The following is a 21574-nucleotide window of genomic DNA, read 5'->3' on the forward strand; positions in this document are numbered from 1 at the left end:
CCCCTGAGCATCAGCCGATGCACCGAATTCGTCCAGCCAGGCTCGTTTAAGGTCGTGTCCATGTCATCCTTCCGGCTCCGTTCGGTCATCGCCTCGATCGTCGCGGCCCTCGTGGTGGCCGTCGTGGCCCTGGCCGTCGCGGATCTGGCGTTCTTCGTGGGCAACGCCCAGAACGCCCAGGTCTTCACCGTCTACACGGAGTACTTCCTCAACTCCACGCTCGTGCTGTTCCTGCTCGTGGCCGTCTTCGGCCTCGTCGGCGCCTTCCGCCGCTGGTACACGGCGCTCATCGCGGGCCTCGTCTCCGGTGCGGTGGCGGCTCTCGTGGGCACGGGCGTCTCGGCGCTCGTCATGGGTGTGCAGCTCGGCGACCTGCTCGCCCCGCTCGTGGCGACGCTTGTGGGCAACAACCTCATCTTCGTGCTGGGCGCGGTGGTGGCCTCGGTGACGCTGGCACCGCGCATCCACGCCAGGGTCGGTCTCAGCGAGGAGGAGGAGGTGCTGCGCAAGAGGTACGTGCTCGTGCGCCGCCCCGCCGCCCGCCTCGAGGACGGCATCGTGACGCACATCGAGCGCGAGCCGGTGGATCTGGAGCTCGCCGAGGAGCAGTGGGAGGCCTACGTGGCCGCCCTCACGGGTGCGGGCTGGGACCCGGTGGAGGTCGAGTCGGCCGACGAGCTGCCCGACTCGGTGTTCGTGGAGGACGCCGTGGTGATGTTCGGTGCCCTCGCCGTGCTCGGGAGCCCGGGGGCGAAGGAGCGCGAGGGCGAGCTCGAGGGCGTGGAGGCGAGCCTCACGGCCCTCGGCGTCGACGTGACGCGCATCGAGAAACCCGGCACCCTCGACGGTGGCGACGTGCTGAAGATCGGCACGACCGTCTTCGTGGGGCGCGGAGGGCGCACGAACTCCGACGGCATCCGCCAGCTCCGCAAGATCCTCGCGCCGCGCGGCTACTCGGTGGTGGCGGTGCCGCTCACCAAGGCCCTGCACCTCAAGAGCACGGTGACGGCGCTGCCGGACGGCACCGTGATCGGCTACCGGCCGCTCGTCGACGACCCGTTCGTCTACGACCGCTTTCTCGAGGTGCCCGAGCCGAGCGGCGCGCACGTCGTGATCCTCGCCGACGACACCGTGCTCATCGCCTCCTCCGCGCCCGAGACCGCGCGGCTCATCGAGGGGCTCGGCTACCGGGTGATCTCGGTCGACATCTCGGAGTTCGAGAAGCTCGAGGGCTGCGTGACCTGCCTCTCGGTGCGCATCCGCTGACCTCCGCCGTCGACTTGCAGGCGGCCGCGCGCGAACGTATTCTGTAAGGCTGCTTACGAGGAAACGGATCATGCCAGAGCCCACGAACCCCAAGTCGGCCGTGGGGACGGTCGCCGTGCTGTCGCGCCTGCGACCCTACGTGCGCGAGGCGCTGCCGCGCATCTACATCGCCATGGTGGTGTCGCTGCTCGCGAGTGCCGTGGCGCTCGCCATCCCGCAGGTGCTGCAGTGGATGGTCGACGGCCCGCTCGCCGACGGCGACGCAGGTGAGATCTGGATCGCCGCCGGCATCGTGCTCGTCCTCGGCGTGATCGAGGCGGCGCTCATCGCCGCCAGGCGAGCCCTCGTGCTCACGCCGGGCACGCACGTGGAGGCTCGCATGCGCAACAGCCTCTATGAGCGCCTGCAGAACCTGCCGGTGGCGTTCCACGACCGCTGGCCGAGCGGTCAGCTGCTCTCGCGCGCCGTGGGCGACCTCAACCTCATCCGCCGCTGGCTGTCGTTCGGGCTCGTGCTGCTCGTGGTGAACGTGCTCACGATCATCGGCGGTGCTGTCATCCTGGTGAGCCTCAACTGGGTGCTCGGCCTCATCTTCGTGGCCGCCGCGGTGCCGGTCATCCTCTACAGCTTCGGCTTCGAGCGCAAGTACTCCGACGTCGCGCGCCGCAGCCAGGACCAGACGGGCGACCTGGCCACGAGCGTGGAGGAGGCCGTGCACGGCATCCGCGTGCTCAAGGCCTTCGGCCGCGGCCGCTACGCGCTCAAGCGCTTCGAGTCGCAGGCCGAGGAGCTGCGCGGCACCGAGATCGAGAAGGCCAAGGCGATCGCCGGCATCTGGCTCTACCTCACCCTCATCCCCGACCTCGCCTTCGGCGTGTGCCTCGTGGTGGGCGTGTGGCTCGCCTCCACCGGGCAGTCGTCGGTGGGGGAGCTCGTGGCGTTCTTCGCCACGGGCACCGTGCTGCTCTTCCCCATCTGGTCGCTCGGCTACTTCCTCGCCATGACCCTCGACGCCAAGACGGCGACGCTGCGCTTCTTCGAGGTGATGGACTCCGAGAACACGATCCAGGATCCGGATCGACCCGCCTCTCCCGCGCGCGGTGGTGGCGAGCTCGTCTTCGACGACGTGCACTTCCGCTACCAGGATGCGCCAGAGTCGTTCCCCGACCTCGTGGACGGCGTCTCGCTCACGGTGCGACCGGGCGAGACGATGGCGCTCGTGGGGCTCACCGGATCCGGCAAGTCGACGCTCACCGCGCTCACCACGCGGCTCTACGACGTGACGGGCGGATCGGTGCGGGTCGACGGCGTCGACGTGCGCGACCTCACGCTCGACGACCTGCGCGCCAGGATCGCGATGGCCTTCGAGGAGGCCACGCTGTTCAGCCGCACCGTGCGGGAGAACGTGCTGCTCGGCCGGCCGGAGGCCTCGGAGGGTGACCTGCGCGAGGCGCTCGAGATCGCGCAGGCCGGCTTCGTGGACGACCTGCCCGAGGGCCTCGACACGATGGTGGGGGAGGAGGGGCTCAGCCTCTCCGGCGGCCAGCGCCAGCGACTCGCGCTGGCACGGGCCATCGCCGCGCGCCCCGAGATCCTCGTGCTCGACGATCCGCTCTCCGCGCTCGACGTCGACACCGAGGCCCTCGTGGAGGCGGCGCTCAGGCGGGTGCTCGCCACGACGACCGCGCTCATCGTGGCGCACCGGCCCTCGACCGTGGCGCTCGCGGATCGGGTGGCACTGCTCGAGAACGGGCGCATCACGGCCGTGGGCACCCACTCCGAGCTGCTCGCCACGAGCCCGCACTACCGATTCGTGATCTCGAGCTTCGACGCCCCGGACACAGACACCAGCACCGACACAGACACAGACGCAGCCAGCACCGCGCCCACCACCGAGGAGGTCCCCCGATGAGCACCACGTCCGTCTCCGGGGTCTCCGGCGAGGAGCGCGACGACTTCTCGCGCGCCGAGAGCACGCAGATCCGCCGCCGTTCGCTGCGGCTGCTCGGCTCGCTCATCCACCCGCTCCGCGCGCGCCTCGTGCTCAGCATCGTGGTGGTCGTCATCAGCACGGTCTCGCAGGTCGCCGGCCCCTCGATTATCGCCTACGGCATCGACACCGGCCTCCCCGCCCTGCTCGCGAACGACTGGATGCCCGTGGCACTCGCGGGTGTGGCCTACCTCCTGGCCGGCGTGGTGGGCGCAGGGCTCATCGCCTGGTTCACGGTGCTCTCGGCGCAGATCAGCCAGGCGATCCTGTTCGACCTGCGCCGACGGGTGTTCCTGCACACCCAGCGGTTGAGCCTCGAGTTCCACGAGAGCTACACCTCGGGCCGCATCATCTCGCGGCAGACGAGCGACCTCGACGCCATCAGCGAGCTGCTGGACTCCGGCATCAACCAGCTCGTGCAGGGTGTGCTGTACATGCTCTTCACGGCGATCGCGCTGTTCCTGCTCGACGTGGAGTCCGGATTCATCCTGCTCGCCGCGCTCGTGCCGCTCGGCATCCTCACCCGCTGGTTCCAGGTGCGCTCGCAGCGCATGTTCCGGCGCACCAGGGTGGCGTCGGCCCGACTGATCGTGCACTTCGTGGAGACCATGACGGGTGTGCGCGCCGTCAAGGCGTTCCGCACCCAGAAGCGGAACGGCGACGAGTTCGCGGGCCTCGTGGAGAAGAACCGCGAGGCCAACGCGCGAGTCATCCGCCTCTTCGGCATCTACGATCCGGGGCTCGTGCTCATCGGCAACGTGGCGGTGGCCGTGGTGCTGCTCATCGGCGGCTTCCGGGTGATCGATGGAGGGCTCGAGATCGGCGTGCTGCTCGCGGCGGTGCTGTACACGCGTCGGTTCTTCGATCCGATGGAGGACATGGCGATGTTCTACAACAGCTACCAGAGCGCCACCGCGGCGCTCGAGAAGATCTCCGGCGTGCTCGAGGAGCAGCCGAGCGTGCCCGACCCCGAGAACCCGGTCGACCTGTGGACCTCGAAGGGCGCCGTGGAGTTCCACGGCGTCTCATTCGGCTACACCGCCGGGCGGCCCATCCTCCCTGAGTTCGATCTCGAGATCCCCGCCGGCCAGACCATCGCGCTCGTCGGGTCGACGGGAGCGGGCAAGTCGACCCTCGCCAAGCTCATCTCGCGTTTCTACGACCCCACCGGCGGGCGCATCACGCTCGACGACATCGACCTGCGCGAGCTCCACCCCAAGGATCTGCGCCGCGCGATCGTGATGGTGACCCAGGAGGCGTACCTCTTCTCGGGCACCGTGGCCGACAACATCGCCATCGGCAAGCCGGAGGCCTCACGCGACGAGATCATCGCCGCGGCGAAGGCCGTGGGCGCCGACGAGTTCATCCGAGGGCTGCCGAACGGGTATGAGACGGATGTGAACAAGCGCGGCGGGCGGGTCTCGGCCGGTCAGCGCCAGCTGATCTCGTTCGCGCGCGCCTTCCTCGCCGACCCCGCCGTGCTCATCCTCGACGAGGCGACCGCCTCGCTCGATATCCCGAGCGAGCGCCTCGTGCAGGGGGCGCTGCAGACGCTGCTCGCCGACCGCACGGCCGTGATCATCGCGCACCGCCTGTCGACGGTCTCGATCGCCGACCGCGTGCTCGTGATGGAGCACGGCCGCATCGTGGAGGACGGCACCCCCGAGGCGCTCATCGCGGGCACCGGGCGCTTCGCCCAGCTGCACGCGTCGTGGCGGGAGTCGCTGGTCTAGCCGCAGGTCAGCTGCGGGTCAGGGCTTCCAGGCGAAGAACTGCGAGCCGTAGAGGAAGGCGATGTGCCAGCCGTCCTGGCACGTGATCTCCTCGGGCGGCGGCAGGGTCTGCGGCCACCACGTGTCGTCGAGCGGCGCCGTGTTGCCGGCCACCGAGGCGTCGCACGCCGTGCCGATGGTCTCGGGGGCCGGGTCGCCGAACTGCATGATGGCGTCGCCGGTTTCGGCGTTCTCCTTGATGCGGATGCCCACCGCGTCATCCGGAACCCAGTCGGGGATGGCGATCGTGGCGTCGGGCCCGCGGGCCTCGGCGATGGTGGGGTACAGCTGCGACTCGACCGGCGGTGTGATGGCGGTCGCGAGGGAGCAGCCGGACAGCGCGGCCAGGAGGCCTGCCGCCGTGATTCCGGCGAGGAGTGCGCGCTTGCTCATCTGCTGTGGTCGGTCCTCTCGTGCTGAGCGGCCGGATGCGACGGCCGCCACCGAGCTACAGCGTAGTCGACGGCATACCCCGGTTCCCGCGAGATGGCTCGGAGCGGGGTGCCCTCCGCCTCGTAGTGCGGGCGGGCCGTGGCCTCGTGGCCCGTCGGCGGGAGGCCTCCGGAACGCACGACCCGCCACCACGGATGCGCGTGGCCGTAGGCGCGCAGCACCCCACCGACCGCCCGTGCGGCGCGCGAGCCGAGCAGCGCGGCGACGTCTCCGTAGCTCAGCACCTGGCCGGAGGGGATGGAGTCGACCACGTCGAGGACGTCGTCGACGAAGCTCACAGCACTCGCCTCACAGAGTGAGCGCGGCGATCGTCTCGCCGTAGGGCGTCTCGCCGATGGTCTCGAAGCCGATGCGCTCGAAGAACGCGGCCGGGCCGTCTTCGCCCGGTTCGAACATCACGGTGATCCGCTCGAAGCCGCGACTGCGCGCCTCGTCGGCCAGCGCGAGCACCGCGAAGCGGCCGACACCGTGCCCTTGGGCGCTCGCCGCCACGTTGATGCGCCAGATGCAGCCGCGGAACACGTCTTCGGTGGCATCGGGATCGAAGTTGCCCATGATGAAGCCGACCACCTCGTCGTCTTCGATCACCACGCGCGGCCACGCGGTGTGGGGATTGACGTAGGCCTCGGCGATGGAGTGCGAGACGGGAGCCACGTACTGCTCCTGGCCGGGCTTCAGCGTGAGGGTGTTGGCCGCGACGATGTTCGACGCCGCGAGTTCTTCCAGCCTCAGTTCGCTCATGGACTCAGGCTATCCGCTGCCCCACCCGGGCGCCAAGATATCTCTATGTCGAGATAGTTGACGGACCGGGTAAACTGGGGAGCGGCCTAATTTCCGGCGGCCGCCAAGGAGCTGAATTGCAGAAGATCAAGGTTGAAGGCACGGTCGTCGAACTCGACGGCGACGAGATGACTCGCATCATCTGGCAGGCCATCAAAGACACGCTCATCCACCCGTACCTCGATGTGAACCTCGAGTACTACGACCTCGGCATCGAGTACCGCGACCAGACCGACGACCAGGTCACGATCGACGCGGCGCACGCCATCCAGAAGCACGGCGTCGGCGTCAAGTGCGCCACCATCACGCCCGACGAGGCGCGAGTGGAGGAGTTCGGCCTCAAGAAGATGTGGAAGTCGCCGAACGGCACCATCCGCAACATCCTCGGCGGCGTCATCTTCCGCGAGCCGATCATCATCTCGAACATCCCGCGCCTCGTGCCGGGCTGGAACAAGCCGATCATCATCGGCCGTCACGCCTTCGGCGACCAGTACCGCGCCACCGACTTCGTGTTCAAGGGCAAGGGCAAGCTCACGGTCGAGTTCACCCCCGAGGACGGCTCGGAGCCGATGAAGTTCGAGGTCTACGACGCGCCCGACGACGGCATCGCCCAGGTGCAGTACAACCAGGACGCCTCGATCCGCGACTTCGCACGCGCCTCGCTCAACTACGGCCTCACGCGCAACTACCCGGTCTACCTCTCGACGAAGAACACCATCCTGAAGGCCTACGACGGTCGCTTCAAGGACATCTTCCAGGAGATCTTCGAGGCCGAGTTCAAGGAGCGCTTCGACGCAGCCGGCCTCACCTACGAGCACCGCCTCATCGACGACATGGTCGCTTCGGCCATGAAGTGGGAGGGCGGCTACGTCTGGGCCTGCAAGAACTACGACGGCGACGTGCAGTCGGACACCGTGGCCCAGGGCTTCGGCTCGCTCGGCCTCATGACGAGCGTGCTCGCCACTCCCGACGGCAAGGTCGTGGAGGCCGAGGCCGCGCACGGCACCGTGACGCGCCACTACCGCCAGCACCAGGCGGGCAAGCCCACCTCCACCAACCCGATCGCCTCGATCTACGCCTGGACCCGTGGCCTCGCCCACCGTGGCAAGCTCGACGGCAACCAGGCGCTCATCGACTTCTCGCTCGCCCTCGAAGACGTCGTGATCAAGACGGTCGAGTCGGGCAAGATGACGAAGGACCTGGCTCTGCTGGTCAGCCCCGACCAGCCGTACCAGACCACCGAGGAGTTCCTCGCGACCCTCGACGCCAACCTCAAGGAGCGCATGGGCGCCTAGGCACCCTCAGCACGCACCTCGACAGAGCCCCCGCCCCGGTCACACCGGGCGGGGGCTCTGCCGTTGCCCGGCGGCGATGACGTCGACCACCTCGAAGGCGGGCGTGAGCAGCACGAGGTCGGCGACGAGGCCGGGGCGCAGGGCGCCGAGCTCGTGGCGGCGGCCGATCGCGCGGGCGGGAGTGGCCGTGAGCGCGGTGATCGCGGCAACCGGATCGACGCCCGCGGTGACGGCTGTGCGCAGGGCCGCGTCCTGCGTGAGGGTGGAGCCCGCGATGGTGTCGGTGCCGGTCAGCCGCGCGCGGCCCACCTGCACGGTGACCTCGCGGGATCCGAGCCGGTAGTCGCCGTCGGAGGAGCAGGTGGCGGCCATGGCATCGGTGATGAGCGCGATGCGCCCGGGAGCGCTGCGGAAGGCGAGCTCCACGACCGCCGGATGCACGTGCACGCCGTCGGCGATGAGCTCGAGCACCACGCGCGGGTCGTCGAACGCGGCCACGAGCGGGCCGGGATCGCGGTGGTGGATGCCCGGCATGGCGTTGAAGGCGTGGGTGAGCAGGGTGGCGCCGCGGTCGAAGGCGGCGCGCGCCTCGTCGAAGGAGGCGTCGGTGTGGCCCACGGCGACCACGACGCCCGCTTCTGCGAACGTCGCGATCGCGGTGAGCGCATCCGGGAGCTCCGGAGCGATCGTGATCTGCAGGAGGCTGCCCTGACCGGCTGCCACGAGGTCGCGCACGAGGTGCGGGGTGGGGTGGCCGAGGAACGCGGCATCGTGGGCGCCCTTGCGGGCGGGCGCGAGGAAGGGGCCTTCAAGGTGTGCGCCGAGCACGAGCGGATCGACGCGCGCGAGACGGGCGATCGCGTCGAGGCTCGCCTCGAGCTCGTGCGGCGGGTTCGCCACGAGCGAGACGGCCGAGCGGGTGGTGCCGTGCCGTCGATGCACGGCGAGGCCGGCGAGGATGGCGTCGTGCCCGTCGTCGAACGAGTGGCCACCGGCGCCGTGCACGTGCAGGTCGATGAAGCCGGGCGTCAGCCAGGCACCCGCCGCGTCGACGATCTCGAACGACCGAGTCTCGCCGCCGTCGGGGGAGGGGACGCGAGTGCGCCAGGAGTCGCCCGTGCCGACCGCCTCGATGCGGTCCCCCTCCACGAGGAGCCAGAAGTCGTCGACGATCCCGTCGGCATCGAGCTTCCGCGCCCCGTGGAGGAGGAGGCTCACCGGAGCGCCTTGCGCCCCGCCACGACACCGCTCGCGACAGCCAGCACCGCGAACACCACGGCGACGATCGGTTGGCCCAGCGTGAACCAGGCCAGCGCCGCGGCCATCACGAGCGCGATCTCCACGAGCGCCCGGCCGAACGAGTCGATGGCGATGACGGCCCGGGGGGAGAGGAACAGCGCCCAGACCACGATCGCCAGCAGCGGGGCTCCGATGCCCACGGCGATGTTGATCGGGAACGGCCAGGCCACGAACCCCCAGACACCCAGGGTGACGAAGAGGAACAGCGTGAGCACGAGGTGCGCGACGTCGTTGATGCTCACACTGCTCTGACGGGTCTGATCTGGCACGGACTCCATGCTAGATGCTCGACTGCGCCGAAGTTACGGGTTTGTAAAGTGTGCGAACGAATTCCTCGACGACTCTTGATCCGATTATGTTCGTAAGCTTTACTAACAAACATGACGGGGATGCGGAAGGCACTGAGGCCGAGCTCGAAGGTGCTGCCGGAGTACACGAGGGGCCACAACCGCTCGCTCGTGCTGCAAACCCTGTACCGCGACGGCCGGCGCAGTCGCGCCGACATCGCGCGCGAGACCGGGCTCACCCGCGTGACCGTGAGCGCCCTCGTGGCCGAGCTCATCGCCGACGGCCTGCTCGTGGAGCTGGGCCAGCGCGAGGAGACCCGGCCGGGCAAGCCCGCGACCCTGCTCGACCTCGATCGGTCGGCCTTCGTGATCGTGGGCCTCGACCTCTCCGAGCACTCCACCTTCTCGGGCGCCCTTCTCGACCTCGACGGCGCCATCTCGTCCCGGGCCGAGGTCGAGCTCGCGGGCTCCACCGGTGACGAGGCGGTGGAGAAGGTCGTGGCCCTCGCCGAGCGCCTGCTCGCCGAGGCGACCGCCCCGGTGCTCGGCATCGGCGTCGGGTCGCCCGGCGTGGTCGACCTCGCGGGAGTGGTGCTGTCTGCTCCCAACCTCGGCTGGAGCGGTGTGCCCCTGCAGGATCTGCTCGCCGAGCGCTTCGGTGTGCCCGTGGTGGTGTCGAACGACGCGAACGCCGCCATGCTCGCCGAGCACAGCTTCGGGGGTGCCGAGAGCGACGCCATGCTCGTGAAGATCGGTCACGGTGTGGGTGGCGGCCTGCTGCTCGGCGGCACCCCGCTCTTCGGCAGCCGTTTCGCCGCGGGTGAGATCGGCCACGTCGTGGTGGGCACCGACGGCGGGGCCGTCTGCGCCTGCGGCAAGCGGGGCTGCCTCGAGACCTGGCTGAGCATCCCGAACCTCATCGAGCGGCTCGGCCGCCCGGAGAACGTCGACGCGCGCGAACGCGACGCCGTGCTCCGCGAGGCGGGTGAGCGCCTCGGCATCGCGCTCGCCCCCGTGGTGGGTGCGCTCGACCTCGGCGAGGTCATCCTGAGCGGCCCCACCGAACTTCTCGACGGCACTCTCGCGAGCGCCACCCTCGAGACCCTCCGCAGCAGGACGATGGCCGCGTTCCACGGCTCCGTCTCGCTCCGGATGACCGCGCTCGGGCAGGACATCGTTCTGCGCGGTGCGGCCGTCATGGTGCTCTCCGCGCGACTCGGAGTCTCCTGACGCACCACAGCACCATCAGCAGCACAGCTCCACACGCACTCACAGGCCGGTGCCCAGCCGGCGACCATCGCCCTAGGAAAGGTAGAACACCATGAGGAAGACGACACTCGCCGTCACCGCCCTCGGAGTCTCGGCCGCGCTCGCGCTCGCCGGCTGCGCAGGCGGCGGCACCTCCGGAGACGGCTCCGGAGGCGGAGACTCTGCAGAGCTCCGGGTCTGGCTGAACGGCACCGACACCCCGGACGCCGCCCGCGAGTACCTGAAGACCACCTTCGAGGAGGAACACCCCGGGAGCACCCTCACCATCGAGGAGCAGAGCTGGACGGGCCTCGTGGACAAGCTCACCACCAACCTCTCCGGCAGCGACAGCCCCGACGTGGTGGAGGTGGGCAACACCCAGGCAGCGGCCTTCACCTCGGCAGGCGCGTTCCTGCCCCTCACCGACGTCTACGAGGAGATCGGCGGCGACGACCTGCTGCCCGGCTTCGTGGAGGCCGGCACCTACGACGGCACGCTGTACGCCGCTCCCTACTACTCGGGCGCCCGACTCGTGTTCTACAAGAAGGACCTGCTCGCGAACGCGGGGCTCTCGGTGCCCACCACCCTCGACGAGTACGTCTCCAACGGCATCGCGCTCGCCGAGGCCAACCCCGGCGTCTCGGGCATCTACTTCCCCGGCCAGGACTGGTACAACGCCCTGCCCTACATCTGGGAGGCCGGAGGCGAGATCGCCGAGCAGGACGGCGACACCTGGACCTCCACCTTCTCGAGCCCCGAATCGATCGAGGGCCTGAAGCAGGTGCAGGAGGTCATGACGAAGGCCTCGGTGGCCGCGAAGGACTGCAACGAGACCGACCCGCAGGTGCCGTTCTGCGAGGGAGTGGTGGCCAACCTCTCCGCACCGAGCTGGCTCAAGGGCTCGATCCTCGCACCCGCCGACGCCGATGCGCCCGGCTGCCCCGAGCAGGAGGCCAACCTCGGTGTCTACGCGCTGCCCGGCGCCGACGGCGGCGCCGCCCACGTGTTCGCGGGTGGCTCGAACATCGCGGTGGCCGCGAAGTCGGCCCACCCCGAGCTCGCCACCGACGCGCTCGAGATCATGCTGAGCGACGAGTACCAGTCGATCCTCGGCGAGAACGGCCTCGTGCCCGCCAAGGTCTCGCTCGCCGACACCCTCGGCACCGACGAGGTCGCCACGGCGATCGCGGAGGCCGCGGCCAACAGCAAGCTCACCCCGGCGTCGCCGAAGTGGGCCGACGTGGAGGCCTCCGGAGCGCTGCAGGACTTCTTCGTCTCGATCGCCCAGGGCGGCGACGTGGAGGAGCTCGCGACCGCGCTCGACGCGAAGATCGACGGCATCCTCAACTCGTAGCGCACCGGGTCGTCGTCGTCGACGACGGCACCGGAGCAAGACGAGAAACGGCGGTGGCCGCTGCGCGAACAGCGGCCACCGCCGGCCCAGATGCCCATCGCCCTAGGAAGGTGAGAGGCACCCCGCAATCGTAACGGGAGGACCCAGGATGACCTCGACGGTGACCCTCATCAGGGAGCACGAATCGGGCGGGCTGCAGGAGCTGCCGCCCGAGCTCGGCCGCGGCCGCGGCACGAACAGACGGCGGGCCGGCCGCTTCACGCCGGTGACCCTGCTGTTGCCGGCCCTGCTCGTGCTCGGGGTCGTGATCGGCTGGCCGCTCGTGCAGCTCTTCGTGATGTCGTTCCAGGAGTTCGGCCGCGCCCAGGTGTTCGGGGCCCCCGCCCCGTTCATCGGCTTCGACAACTACGCCAGGGTGCTGAGCGATCCGCAGTTCTGGGCGGTGCTCGGCCGCAGCGTGCTGTTCTGCCTCGCCAACGTGGTGACCGCCATGGTGATCGGCACCCTCGTGGCGCTGCTCATGAACCGGGTCAACCGCTTCTTCAAGGTGCTCGTCTCGGTGGGCCTCCTGCTCGCCTGGGCCATGCCGGCGCTCACCGCCACGATCGTGTGGGGCTGGATGTTCGACACCCAGTACGGGGTCGTCAACTTCCTGCTCGAGGCGGTCTCGGGGCAGGACTACTCGAACCACTCGTGGCTCATCGATCCGTTCTCGTTCTTCGTGGTGGCGACCGTGATCGTCACCTGGGGGGCCGTGCCCTTCGTGGCCTTCACGATCTTCGCGGGCCTCACGCAAGTGCCGGAGGAGGTGCTCGAGGCCTCCCAGCTCGACGGCGCGGGCGCGTGGCAGCGCTTCCGGCTCATCGTGTTCCCGTATCTGCGCTCGATCTTCGTGGTGGTCGTCATCCTGCAGGTCATCTGGGATCTGCGGGTGTTCACCCAGATCTTCGCCCTGCAGGGCATCGGCGGCATCAAGGAGCAGACCTCCACGCTCGGCGTGTACATCTATCAGACCTCGCTCGGTCAGGGCGATTACGGAACCGGCGGCGCGATCGCGGTGATCATGGTCATCCTCATGGTCGCCATCTCGATCTTCTACGTGCGCCGGAGCCTCAAGGAGGAGGAGCAGTGACCCTGTCCCGCAAACGACTCACGGGCATCCTGCTCGGTGCGGCCTCGATCGTGGTGTTCGCCTTCTCGGTGTTCCCCGTCTACTGGATGATCAACACGTCCCTCCAGCCCAACAACGAGATCCGGGGGAGCGTGCCCAACTTCGTGCCGGCGAACCCCACCCTCGACAACTACGCCACCGTGATCTTCGATCCGGGTCGGGCTCCCTTCCTTCCGGCCCTCGGCAACTCGCTGCTCGTCACGATCTCGACGGTCGTCATCGCCCTGGTCTTCGCGTTCCTCGCCTCGCTCGCGGTCACGAGGTACCGCTTCAAGAGCCGCAAGACGTTCATCTTCGTCATCCTCATCATCCAGATGATCCCCGCCGAGGCCATGATCGTCTCGACCTACCGCGTGCTCGACGGCTGGGGACTGCTCAACACCATCGTGGGCCTCACCCTCGTGTACGTGGCGACCGTGCTGCCATTCACCATCTGGACCCTCCGCGGCTTCGTGAACGGGGTGCCCATCGAGCTCGAGGAGTCCGCCATGATCGACGGCTGCTCGCGCACCGGTGCTTTCTGGCGCATCACGTTCCCGCTGCTCGCGCCCGGTCTCGTGGCCACCGGTGTGTTCGGGTTCATCCAGGCGTGGAACGAGTTCCTGCTGGCCCTCGTGGTGAACTCGCGGCCCGAGATGATGACGCTGCCCGTGTGGCTGCGCACCTTCCAGCAGGTCACCGGCACCACCAACTGGGCCGCCATCATGGCGGGGTCGACGCTCATGGCCATCCCCGTGATCGTGTTCTTCCTGTTCGTGCAGGGCCGGATGACCTCCGGTCTCGTGAGCGGGGCGGTGAAGGGATGAGCGGGGCCTCGCGCCGGGCCGTGCTCGGCACCCTGCTACCCGGTTTCGTGGGCACGACCCTGCCCGACTGGGTGGAGCGGATGCTCCGCGACGGCCTCGCGGGTGTGTGCCTGTTCGGCGAGAACGTGGTCTCCACGGGCCAGCTGCGGGAGCTCACCTCCGCCATCCTCGCCGCCAACCCCGCAGCCGTGATCGCCATCGACGAGGAGGGCGGCGACGTGACGCGGGTGCACCACCGTCACGGATCGCCGTTCCCGGGCAACGCGCTGCTCGGACGGACCGACGACGTCGACGCGACTCGCGCCGTGGCCGTGGCCGTGGGGCTCGAGCTGCGGGCGGTGGGCGTGAACCTCGACTTCGCCCCCGACGCCGACATCAACTCGAACCCGCGGAATCCCGTGATCGGGGTGCGCAGCTTCGGCGCCGAGGCCGCTCTCGTGGCCAGGCACACCGCGGCGTGGACGGACGGGCTGCAGTCCACGGGCGTGGCCGCGAGCCTCAAGCACTTCCCCGGGCACGGCGACACCGCCCAGGACTCGCATCTCGCGCTGCCCTCGATCGATGTGGGCGCCGACGAGCTGCGCGCGCGGGAGCTCGCGCCGTTCGCGGCCGGCGTCCGCGCGGGAGCGCTCACCGTGATGACGAGCCACATCCTCGTGCCATCGATCGATGCCGAGGCGCCCGCCACGTTCTCGCCCGCCATCCTGCAGGGCCTGCTGCGCGGCGAGCTCGGCTTCACCGGTGTGATCGTGTCGGATGCGCTCGACATGGCGGGGGCGAGTGCCGAGACCGGCATCCCCACGGCCGCGGTGAGGGCGCTCGCCGCGGGCTGCGACCTGCTCTGCATCGGCACGAAGAACACGGAGGCGCAGCTCGAGGAGATCGTGGCGCGCGTCGAGTCGGCTCCCGGACTGGACCGGGCCCGCGTGGAAGAGGCTTTCGGCAGGGTGCAGGCGCTCGTGCGCTCGCTGACCGGGTCGCAGCCGGGCATGGGCCGCACGTCGGTTGAGCCTCCCGCCGTCGATCGCCTTGTCGCCGCCTTCGCCGTCGCGCCCACTGCGGCCGACACCCTCCGTGACGAAGGATGGGTGGCGGTGCGCGTCGACACCGAGGCGAACATCGCGGTCGGCGACGTGCCGTGGGGGCCGTTCCGCAGCTGGGAGGAGAGCGGATCGGGTCTCCCCGTGATCGCCGTCGACGAAGACGGGTGGGCCGCCCGCATCGATGACATTCCCGAAGGGGCATACGTGCTCGTGGTGGGCAAGGACAACGAACGACGGCCCTGGGTGCGGAGCCTCATCGACACTCTGCGGGGTCGACACTCCCGCGTGGTCGCCGTCGACATGGGTTGGCCGGGAGGCGACAGCTCCTACGCCGAGGTGGCGACCTTCGGGGCCTCCTCGCTCGTGGGCGAGGCGCTCGCCGGACTGCTGAGCGCGAGAGGAGTGCGGGCGTGAGGATCGGACTGGACATCGGCGGCACGAAGACCGATGCGGTCGCCGTGGACGACGGCGGGTCGATCGTGGAGCGTGTGCGGCTCGTCACGGGATTCGGGGCCGACGCCGTGATCGGCACGGCCCTCGACGGCGTCGGGCGCATCGCCACGGCGACCGGGCACGACGTGCGCGAGTTCACCTCGATCGGGGTGGGCATCCCCGGCCAGGTCGACACCACGAGCGGCATCGTCTCGCACGCCGTCAACCTCGGCTTCGACGAGCTCGACGTGGGTGGGCGGCTCTCCGCCCTGCTCGGCCGCGAGGTCAAGGTCGAGAACGACGTCAAGGCCGCCGCTCTCGGTGCCTACCGCCTCATGACCTCGGCGGGCGACCCCACGGCGGCCGCCCGCTCCCTCGCCTACCTCAACCTCGGCACGGGGCTCGCGGCGGGGCTCGTGATCGACGGCGAGCTCTGGCGCGGGGCCCGTGGTGCCGCGGGCGAGATCGGCCACATCCCCGTCGATCCTGCCGGCGTGCTGTGCCCGTGCGGGCAGCGCGGCTGCCTCGAGACCGTGGCCTCCGGATCCGCCATCGCGCGCGAGTGGGCGACGGACGACCCCATTCCCGTGCTCTCCCTGCTCGCGGCGGCGAGCGGGGGCGACGCGACGGCCGTGCGCATCCGCGACCGGTTCGTCGAGGGTGTGGCCGCGGCCATCCGCACCCTCGTGCTCACGGTCGACGTGGAGACCGTGATGATCGGGGGAGGTCTCAGCAACCTCGGACCCTGGCTGCTCGACGACGTGCGCGGCGTTCTGGCATCCTGGGCCGAGGAGTCGCCGTTCCTCGCCTCCCTCGGCCTCGACGGGCGCGTGCTGCTCGTGCCCGCCGGATTCCCGGTGGCGGCGGTGGGAGCTGCGCTCGTGGGTGCGCCGCTGGCGCCGGAGGTGGAGAGGATCTCCCATGGCTGAAGTCATCATCCTGGGCTCGCGTCGAGCGGCAGGCGCCCTCGTGGCCGAGGCCATCGAGCGGCTCGTCGGCTCGAAGCCCGACGCGGTGCTGGGGCTCGCCACGGGCGACACCCCGCTGCCGGTCTATCGCGCCCTCGCCGAGAGGGTGCGCGCCGGCCTCGACCTCTCGCGCGTGCGCGGCTTCGCGCTCGACGAGTACGTGGGGCTGCCCGCCACCCACCTAGAGAGCTACCACAGCGTGATCGAGCGGGAGGTCGTGAAGCCGCTCGGGCTCGACTCCGCGGCCGTCCATGTTCCGGATGGCCGGCCGCTCGGCATCGAGACCGCGGGGGAGCGGTACGAAGACGCCCTGCGCGCCTCGGGCGGCGTGGATCTGCAGCTGCTCGGCATCGGCACCGACGGCCACATCGGCTTCAACGAGCCGGGATCGTCGTTCGCCTCGCTCACGAGGGTGAAGACGCTCACGAGGCAGACCAGGGCCGACAACGCCCGCTTCTTCGACTCGATCGACGAGGTGCCCGTGCACAGCATCACGCAGGGTCTCGGCACCATCCTGCGGGCGAAGCGGCTCGTGCTGCTCGCCTTCGGGGCGCAGAAGGCCCACGCGGTGGCCGCCGCGGTGGAGGGCCCGCTCACAGCGAGTCTGCCCGCCTCGGCCATCCAGCTGCATCCGCGGGCCACCGTGGTGGTCGACGAGGAGGCCGCGAGCATGCTCGCGGAGCAGGAGTACTACCGCGACGCGTTCGCGCAGAAGCCCACCTGGGACCCCGTGATCGTCTGAGACCCGTCTCCCGAGGGGCGGACCCCGAGGGTCAGCGGAAGATGATGGTGCGCGCGCCGTCCTGCAGCACGCGGTCCTCGGCGAACCACTTCACGGCCTGGGTGAGCGTGCGGCTCTCCTCGTCCTGCCCGATCGCCACGAGCTCGGCGGGTGTGCGCGAGTGGTCGACACGCACCACGTTCTGCTCGATGATCGGCCCCTCGTCGAGGTCGCTCGTCACGAAGTGCGCGGTGGCGCCGATGAGCTTCACCCCGCGCGCGTGCGCCTGCTTGTAGGGGTTGGCGCCCTTGAAGCCCGGGAGGAACGAGTGGTGGATGTTGATGAGCCTGCCCGCGAGCCGCTCGCACAGCTCGGGCGAGATGATCTGCATGTAGCGGGCGAGCACCACGAGCTCGATGTCGTGCTCCTCCACCGCGCGGATCACGCGATCCTCGAACGCGGCCTTCGAGGCGGCGTCGACCGTGGGGAGCGATTCGAACGGCACGTCGTAGAAGCCCGCGAGATCGCGCAGCACCCCGTGGTTCGAGAGCACGAGGGGGATCTCGACCGGCAGTTGGCCCGCCCTCTGCCGAAACAGCAGGTCGTTGAGGCAGTGGGCGGCCGTGGAGACGAGCACGAGCGTGCGGAGCGGGCGACCGACCTCGTCGAGCCGCCAGTTCATGTCGTAGCGCTCCACCACGGGGGCGAGAGCGGCCTCGAATACGTCGCGACCGGCCTGCGCCTCCACCTGCAGCCGCATGAAGAAGCGACCCGTGTCGGCCGAGGAGAACTGCTGGCTCTCGGTGATGTTGCCCCCCGACTGCACCACCGCTCCGCTGACCGCGTGCACGATGCCGGGCAGGTCGGCGCAGACGAAGGTCAGCACCAGGTGGTTGTGCGGAAGGGTCATGCGGTTCTCCTCTTGCCAGCGAGCGGCTCTCAGCTAGAATAGTCAGTGGTCGCACGGTCATCGTTCGGCCACGGGCATGTACGAAGTCGTCGCCGAGCTGATCACGCGGTAATCGTGGTGGTCCCCGCTGATGCAGCGGATCGGTGCTTCAGGTCGTCAGGACTGGCACTCGAGCCTCCTCTGTCCGCCGAATTTCGAGTTGTCTTCGAATGGTGCGCCTCCGTGACCACATTTCTGCCCAAGACGGGATCCGTTCCCGCCGTCAAGCCCTTCCCCTGGGGCGGCCTGCTCGTGCTCGCCGTCTCCGTCTTCCTCTCGGTCACCGCCGAGATGATCCCCACGGGCCTCCTGCCCGAGATGAGCGAGGGGCTGAGCGTCTCCGAGTCGCAGGTCGGCCTGCTCATCAGCTTCTTCGCGTTCGCCGTGGTGCTCACGAGCGTTCCGCTGACCTTCCTCTTCCGCCGCGTGCCCAGGCACCTGCTGCTCATGATGGTGCTCGTGGCCATCGCCGCCTCGAGCATCGTGGGCGGGCTCGCCCCCAGCTTCGAGGTGCTCGTGGTCGCCCGCATCGTGGGCGGCATGGCGCACGGCGTGTTCTGGGGCGTCGTGGGCGCCTACTCCGCCCACCTCGTGCCCAAGGAGCAGATCGGCCGTGCGGTCGCCATCACCACGGGCGGCGGCACGCTCGCCTTCGTGCTGGGCGTTCCGCTCGCCACCGCGGTGGGCCACGCCTTCGGCTGGCGCGTGCCGTTCCTCGGCATCGGTGTGCTCGCCCTGCTCGGCGCGGTGTTCATCTGGGTGCTGCTGCCTCGGGTCGACCACCGCAAGCACCTCGAGGTCTCCACCAGCACGGCGGCCCTGCGCGCCCAGCGCCGCAAGGGCCCGCTCGACCCCACCATCCCCGTGGTCGCCCTCATCTGCATCCTCGTGGCCGTGATCATGATCGGCAACTACTCCTTCTACACCTACATCGCGCCGTTCATGATCGGTGAGATGGGAGTGCCGGAGGGGCAGATCGGTCTGCTGCTGCTCGTCTACGGGGCCGCGGGTGCGCTCGGTGTGATCGCGGCGGGCGCCGTGTTCGGCCGCCGACCCACCACGGGGCTGCTCATCGCCCTCGGCGCCACAGGGGCCTCGGTGCTGGCGATCGCCCTGTTCGCATCGAACCCCGTCGTGGCCATCGGCGCCTTCTTCGTGTGGGGCGTGGCGTTCGGCGTCATCCCGACCCTGCTGCCGACGAGGCTCATGCACGAGGCCAGCCCGGCCATCCGCGATTCGGCCAGTGCGTTCTACTCCACGGCGTTCAACGCGGGCATCGGTCTCGGCGCTCTCGTGGGCGGCATCTTCCTCGACTCGTTCGGCCTCGCCTCGCTGCCGTGGATCTACCTCATCGGCCTCGTCTGCGGCTTCGCACTGCTCGTGGCGACCCCCGCTCTCACTCGCCGCGCCCAGCGCTCCTGAGGTAGGCTGGGCTCGTCGCAACTGGCGTTCAGATGGTCACCATCGGGAAGCGACGGACAGGGATTCGGCCGCGCGCCTGGGTCGATACGGATCCCGACATCACCCCTACGTCCGTCACGCCGAAAAGGAGCCCGTCATGTCCGACCCCGCCACCGCGACACCCTCCACCTTCAACGCCCCGCTGAGCGAGGTCGACCCCGAGATCGCCGAGGTGCTCAAGCTCGAGCTCGGCCGCCAGCGCGGCACCCTCGAGATGATCGCCTCCGAGAATTTCGTGCCCCGCGCCATCCTCGAGTCCCAGGGCTCCGTGCTCACGAACAAGTACGCCGAGGGCTACCCCGGGCGCCGCTACTACGGCGGATGCGAGTTCGTCGACATCGCCGAGGAGCTGGCCATCGCTCGCGCGAAGTCGCTCTTCGGTGCCGAGTTCGCCAACGTGCAGCCCCACTCCGGCGCCACGGCCAACGCGGCCGTGCTCTCGGCGATCGCCACCCCCGGCGACACCATCCTCGGCCTCGAGCTCGCCCACGGCGGCCACCTCACGCACGGCATGAAGCTCAACTTCTCGGGCAAGCTCTACAACGCCGTCGCCTACGGCGTCGACCCCGAGACCTTCCTCGTCGACATGGACGTGGTGCGCGACAAGGCCCTCGAGCACAAGCCGCAGGTCATCATCGCCGGCTGGTCGGCCTACCCGCGCCAGCTCGACTTCGCCGCGTTCCGCGCGATCGCCGACGAGGTGGGCGCCAAGCTCTGGGTCGACATGGCGCACTTCGCCGGCCTCGTGGCCGCGGGCCTGCACCCCTCGCCCGTTCCCTACGCCGACGTGGTCTCCTCCACCGTGCACAAGACCATCGGCGGCCCGCGCTCCGGCTTCATCCTGAGCCGCGACACCGAGCTCGCGAAGAAGCTCAACTCCAACGTGTTCCCCGGCCAGCAGGGCGGCCCGCTCATGCACGTGATCGCGGCCAAGGCCACGGCCTTCAAGCTCGCGGCCGAGCCCGAGTTCAAGGATCGCCAGGTGCGCACCCTCTCCGGAGCCCGCATCCTGGCCGAGCGCCTCACCGCAGACGACACCCGCGCCGCCGGCGTCGACGTGCTCACGGGAGGCACCGACGTGCACCTCGTGCTCGCCGACCTGCGCCACTCCGCGCTCGACGGCAAGCAGGCGGAGGACGTGCTGCACGAGGTGGGCATCACGGTCAACCGCAACTCTGTGCCGTTCGACCCGCGCCCGCCGATGGTCACCTCCGGCCTCCGCATCGGCACGCCGGCCCTCGCCACGCGCGGCTTCGGCGACGTCGAGTTCACCGAGGTGGCCGACATCATCGGCAGTGCGCTCAAGCCGTCTCCTGATGTCGAGGCGCTGCGTGCTCGCGTGCTCACCCTCACCGACGGCTTCCCGCTCTACCCGGGGCTCGAAGAGTGGTAGCCACCAAGCTCGACGGCAACGCGACCGCGGCGGCCCTCAAGTCCGAGATCGCCTCGCGCGTGGCCGGTCTGAAGGCCCAGGGCATCGTGCCCGGGCTCGGCACGCTGCTGGTGGGCGACGATCCCGGATCGCTCTCGTACGTGGCGGGCAAGCACCGCGACTGCGCAGAGGTGGGCATCGAGTCGGTGCGCGTCGACCTCCCGGCCACCGCCTCGGAGCAGGATGTGCGGGATGCAATCACCGCGCTCAACGAGAACGACGCCGTGACGGGCTACATCGTGCAGCTCCCGCTGCCCGCGGGCATCGACGAGAACGCCATGCTCGAACTCATCGACCCCGCGAAAGACAGCGATGGGCTGCACCCCACCAACCTCGGCCGGCTCGTGCTGGGCGTGGCAGGCGAGCTGCATTCGCCGCTGCCCTGCACGCCCGCGGGCATCGTCGAGATGCTCACCCGGTACGGCGTCTCGCTGCCGGGCAAGCACGTGGTGGTGGTCGGTCGCGGTCTCACGGTGGGCCGCCCGCTCGGGCTGCTGCTCACGCGCAAGGGCATCGACGCCACGGTCACCCTCACCCACTCGCGCACCACGAACCTGGCCGAGGAGGTGCGGCGTGCGGATGTGGTGATCGCCGCCGTGGGCGTGCCCGGCCTCATCCAGCCCGAGTGGGTCAAGCCCGGCGCGGCCGTGCTCGACGTGGGCATCACGCGTGTGGTCGACGAGACCACGGGCAAGGCGCGGCTGATCGGCGATGTCGACCCCGGAGTGGCCGAGGTGGCCGGATTCCTGTCGCCCGTTCCCGGGGGAGTGGGGCCGATGACGCGCGCGATGCTCGTCGAGAACGTCGTGGCCGAAGCGGAGCGCCGGGCCGCTCGCTGATTAGGCTG

The 21574-nt window shown here is 69.8% G+C and carries 20 protein-coding genes and 1 riboswitch; of the genes, 14 read left to right on the forward strand and 6 right to left on the reverse strand.

Annotated elements, in window-relative coordinates:
* Positions 1-60 precede the first annotated feature (60 nt).
* The 3 genes from ddaH (at position 61) to ACEXQC_RS11980 (ending at position 4989) form a co-directional block, all read left to right on the forward strand.
* Positions 61-1266 carry a dimethylargininase gene (gene ddaH / locus ACEXQC_RS11970; protein WP_374822281.1) on the forward strand — a complete coding sequence of 402 codons (1206 nt, stop codon included), beginning with the start codon at positions 61-63 and terminating at the stop codon, positions 1264-1266.
* A gap of 70 nt (positions 1267-1336) precedes the next feature.
* The gene (locus ACEXQC_RS11975; RefSeq protein WP_374822284.1) at positions 1337-3178 is read left to right on the forward strand and encodes an ABC transporter ATP-binding protein; all 1842 of its coding nucleotides are present in this window, start codon (positions 1337-1339) and stop codon (positions 3176-3178) included.
* Complete coding sequence (locus ACEXQC_RS11980; RefSeq protein WP_374822287.1) at positions 3175-4989, forward strand: ABC transporter ATP-binding protein; 1815 nt, start codon at positions 3175-3177, stop codon at positions 4987-4989. Before ACEXQC_RS11975 ends, ACEXQC_RS11980 begins: the two co-directional genes overlap by 4 nt.
* Before the next feature lie 18 nt (positions 4990-5007).
* On the opposite strand, the gene ACEXQC_RS11985 is transcribed toward ACEXQC_RS11980, so the two are convergent.
* From ACEXQC_RS11985 to ACEXQC_RS11995, 3 genes are read right to left on the reverse strand one after another with little or no spacing between them, the layout of a single operon-like run.
* A complete protein-coding gene (locus ACEXQC_RS11985; protein ID WP_374822290.1) occupies positions 5008-5421 on the reverse strand; it encodes a hypothetical protein in 414 nt (137 codons plus the stop codon).
* Positions 5418-5759 (reverse strand): MGMT family protein, encoded by a 342-nt coding sequence (locus ACEXQC_RS11990; protein WP_374822293.1) that lies wholly within the window; start codon positions 5757-5759, stop codon positions 5418-5420. The genes ACEXQC_RS11985 and ACEXQC_RS11990 overlap by 4 nt, the downstream gene beginning before the upstream one ends.
* 10 nt (positions 5760-5769) lie before the next feature.
* The gene (locus ACEXQC_RS11995; RefSeq protein WP_374822296.1) at positions 5770-6222 is read right to left on the reverse strand and encodes a GNAT family N-acetyltransferase; all 453 of its coding nucleotides are present in this window, start codon (positions 6220-6222) and stop codon (positions 5770-5772) included.
* Positions 6223-6338: 116 nt separating this feature from the next.
* Here ACEXQC_RS11995 and ACEXQC_RS12000 point away from each other — a divergent pair, with 116 nt between their 5' ends.
* On the forward strand, positions 6339-7556 hold the full coding sequence (locus tag ACEXQC_RS12000) for an NADP-dependent isocitrate dehydrogenase (RefSeq protein ID WP_374822299.1): 1218 nt from the start codon (positions 6339-6341) through the stop codon (positions 7554-7556).
* A gap of 39 nt (positions 7557-7595) precedes the next feature.
* Here the strand turns inward: ACEXQC_RS12000 and nagA are convergent, their stop codons facing one another.
* Both nagA and ACEXQC_RS12010 read right to left on the reverse strand, forming a co-directional pair.
* Positions 7596-8774, reverse strand: coding sequence for an N-acetylglucosamine-6-phosphate deacetylase (gene nagA / locus ACEXQC_RS12005; protein ID WP_374822302.1), 1179 nt, complete (start codon positions 8772-8774; stop codon positions 7596-7598).
* Positions 8771-9133, reverse strand: a complete 363-nt coding sequence (locus ACEXQC_RS12010) for a YrdB family protein (RefSeq protein WP_374822305.1) — start codon at positions 9131-9133, stop codon at positions 8771-8773. Before ACEXQC_RS12010 ends, nagA begins: the two co-directional genes overlap by 4 nt.
* Before the next feature lie 111 nt (positions 9134-9244).
* Between ACEXQC_RS12010 and ACEXQC_RS12015 the strand changes: the two genes are divergently transcribed.
* From ACEXQC_RS12015 to ACEXQC_RS12045, 7 genes are all read left to right on the forward strand, one after another.
* A complete protein-coding gene (locus tag ACEXQC_RS12015; protein ID WP_374822545.1) occupies positions 9245-10372 on the forward strand; it encodes an ROK family transcriptional regulator in 1128 nt (375 codons plus the stop codon).
* Between the two features lie 91 nt (positions 10373-10463).
* The gene (locus tag ACEXQC_RS12020; RefSeq protein WP_374822308.1) at positions 10464-11744 is read left to right on the forward strand and encodes an extracellular solute-binding protein; all 1281 of its coding nucleotides are present in this window, start codon (positions 10464-10466) and stop codon (positions 11742-11744) included.
* 148 nt (positions 11745-11892) lie between these two features.
* Entirely contained in the window at positions 11893-12876 is a 984-nt protein-coding gene (locus ACEXQC_RS12025; RefSeq protein ID WP_374822311.1) for a carbohydrate ABC transporter permease, read from the forward strand.
* Positions 12873-13721, forward strand: coding sequence for a carbohydrate ABC transporter permease (locus tag ACEXQC_RS12030; protein ID WP_374822314.1), 849 nt, complete (start codon positions 12873-12875; stop codon positions 13719-13721). The genes ACEXQC_RS12025 and ACEXQC_RS12030 overlap by 4 nt, the downstream gene beginning before the upstream one ends.
* On the forward strand, positions 13718-15178 hold the full coding sequence (locus ACEXQC_RS12035; protein ID WP_374822317.1) for a glycoside hydrolase family 3 protein: 1461 nt from the start codon (positions 13718-13720) through the stop codon (positions 15176-15178). The genes ACEXQC_RS12030 and ACEXQC_RS12035 overlap by 4 nt, the downstream gene beginning before the upstream one ends.
* The gene (locus tag ACEXQC_RS12040) at positions 15175-16125 is read left to right on the forward strand and encodes an ROK family protein (protein WP_374822320.1); all 951 of its coding nucleotides are present in this window, start codon (positions 15175-15177) and stop codon (positions 16123-16125) included. The genes ACEXQC_RS12035 and ACEXQC_RS12040 overlap by 4 nt, the downstream gene beginning before the upstream one ends.
* On the forward strand, positions 16118-16906 hold the full coding sequence (locus ACEXQC_RS12045) for a glucosamine-6-phosphate deaminase (protein WP_374822323.1): 789 nt from the start codon (positions 16118-16120) through the stop codon (positions 16904-16906). The genes ACEXQC_RS12040 and ACEXQC_RS12045 overlap by 8 nt, the downstream gene beginning before the upstream one ends.
* A gap of 31 nt (positions 16907-16937) precedes the next feature.
* Here ACEXQC_RS12045 and purU read toward each other — a convergent pair whose 3' ends face one another.
* On the reverse strand, positions 16938-17795 hold the full coding sequence (gene purU, locus ACEXQC_RS12050; protein ID WP_374822326.1) for a formyltetrahydrofolate deformylase: 858 nt from the start codon (positions 17793-17795) through the stop codon (positions 16938-16940).
* Positions 17796-18017: 222 nt separating this feature from the next.
* On the opposite strand from purU, the gene ACEXQC_RS12055 reads away from it, so the two are divergent.
* From ACEXQC_RS12055 to ACEXQC_RS12065, 3 genes are all read left to right on the forward strand, one after another.
* Positions 18018-19256 carry an MFS transporter gene (locus ACEXQC_RS12055; RefSeq protein WP_374822329.1) on the forward strand — a complete coding sequence of 413 codons (1239 nt, stop codon included), beginning with the start codon at positions 18018-18020 and terminating at the stop codon, positions 19254-19256.
* A gap of 7 nt (positions 19257-19263) precedes the next feature.
* Positions 19264-19345, forward strand: a riboswitch (ZMP/ZTP riboswitch).
* 47 nt (positions 19346-19392) lie between these two features.
* A complete protein-coding gene (glyA, locus tag ACEXQC_RS12060; RefSeq protein WP_374822332.1) occupies positions 19393-20688 on the forward strand; it encodes a serine hydroxymethyltransferase in 1296 nt (431 codons plus the stop codon).
* Positions 20682-21566 carry a bifunctional methylenetetrahydrofolate dehydrogenase/methenyltetrahydrofolate cyclohydrolase gene (locus ACEXQC_RS12065; RefSeq protein ID WP_374822335.1) on the forward strand — a complete coding sequence of 295 codons (885 nt, stop codon included), beginning with the start codon at positions 20682-20684 and terminating at the stop codon, positions 21564-21566. Before glyA ends, ACEXQC_RS12065 begins: the two co-directional genes overlap by 7 nt.
* Positions 21567-21574 lie beyond the last annotated feature (8 nt).

The sequence above is a fragment of the Herbiconiux liukaitaii genome, assembly GCF_041927495.1.
GTDB classification, from domain to species: domain Bacteria; phylum Actinomycetota; class Actinomycetes; order Actinomycetales; family Microbacteriaceae; genus Herbiconiux; species Herbiconiux liukaitaii.

Coding starts and splice junctions, on each gene's coding strand:
- ddaH (WP_374822281.1), top strand. CDS start 61: ATGTCATCCTTCCGGCTCCGTTCGGTCATCGCCTCGATCGTCGCGGCC.
- ACEXQC_RS11975 (WP_374822284.1), top strand. CDS start 1,337: ATGCCAGAGCCCACGAACCCCAAGTCGGCCGTGGGGACGGTCGCCGTG.
- ACEXQC_RS11980 (WP_374822287.1), top strand. CDS start 3,175: ATGAGCACCACGTCCGTCTCCGGGGTCTCCGGCGAGGAGCGCGACGAC.
- ACEXQC_RS11985 (WP_374822290.1), bottom strand. CDS start 5,421: ATGAGCAAGCGCGCACTCCTCGCCGGAATCACGGCGGCAGGCCTCCTG.
- ACEXQC_RS11995 (WP_374822296.1), bottom strand. CDS start 6,222: ATGAGCGAACTGAGGCTGGAAGAACTCGCGGCGTCGAACATCGTCGCG.
- ACEXQC_RS12010 (WP_374822305.1), bottom strand. CDS start 9,133: ATGGAGTCCGTGCCAGATCAGACCCGTCAGAGCAGTGTGAGCATCAAC.
- ACEXQC_RS12015 (WP_374822545.1), top strand. CDS start 9,245: ATGCGGAAGGCACTGAGGCCGAGCTCGAAGGTGCTGCCGGAGTACACG.
- ACEXQC_RS12020 (WP_374822308.1), top strand. CDS start 10,464: ATGAGGAAGACGACACTCGCCGTCACCGCCCTCGGAGTCTCGGCCGCG.
- ACEXQC_RS12025 (WP_374822311.1), top strand. CDS start 11,893: ATGACCTCGACGGTGACCCTCATCAGGGAGCACGAATCGGGCGGGCTG.
- ACEXQC_RS12035 (WP_374822317.1), top strand. CDS start 13,718: ATGAGCGGGGCCTCGCGCCGGGCCGTGCTCGGCACCCTGCTACCCGGT.
- ACEXQC_RS12045 (WP_374822323.1), top strand. CDS start 16,118: ATGGCTGAAGTCATCATCCTGGGCTCGCGTCGAGCGGCAGGCGCCCTC.
- purU (WP_374822326.1), bottom strand. CDS start 17,795: ATGACCCTTCCGCACAACCACCTGGTGCTGACCTTCGTCTGCGCCGAC.
- glyA (WP_374822332.1), top strand. CDS start 19,393: ATGTCCGACCCCGCCACCGCGACACCCTCCACCTTCAACGCCCCGCTG.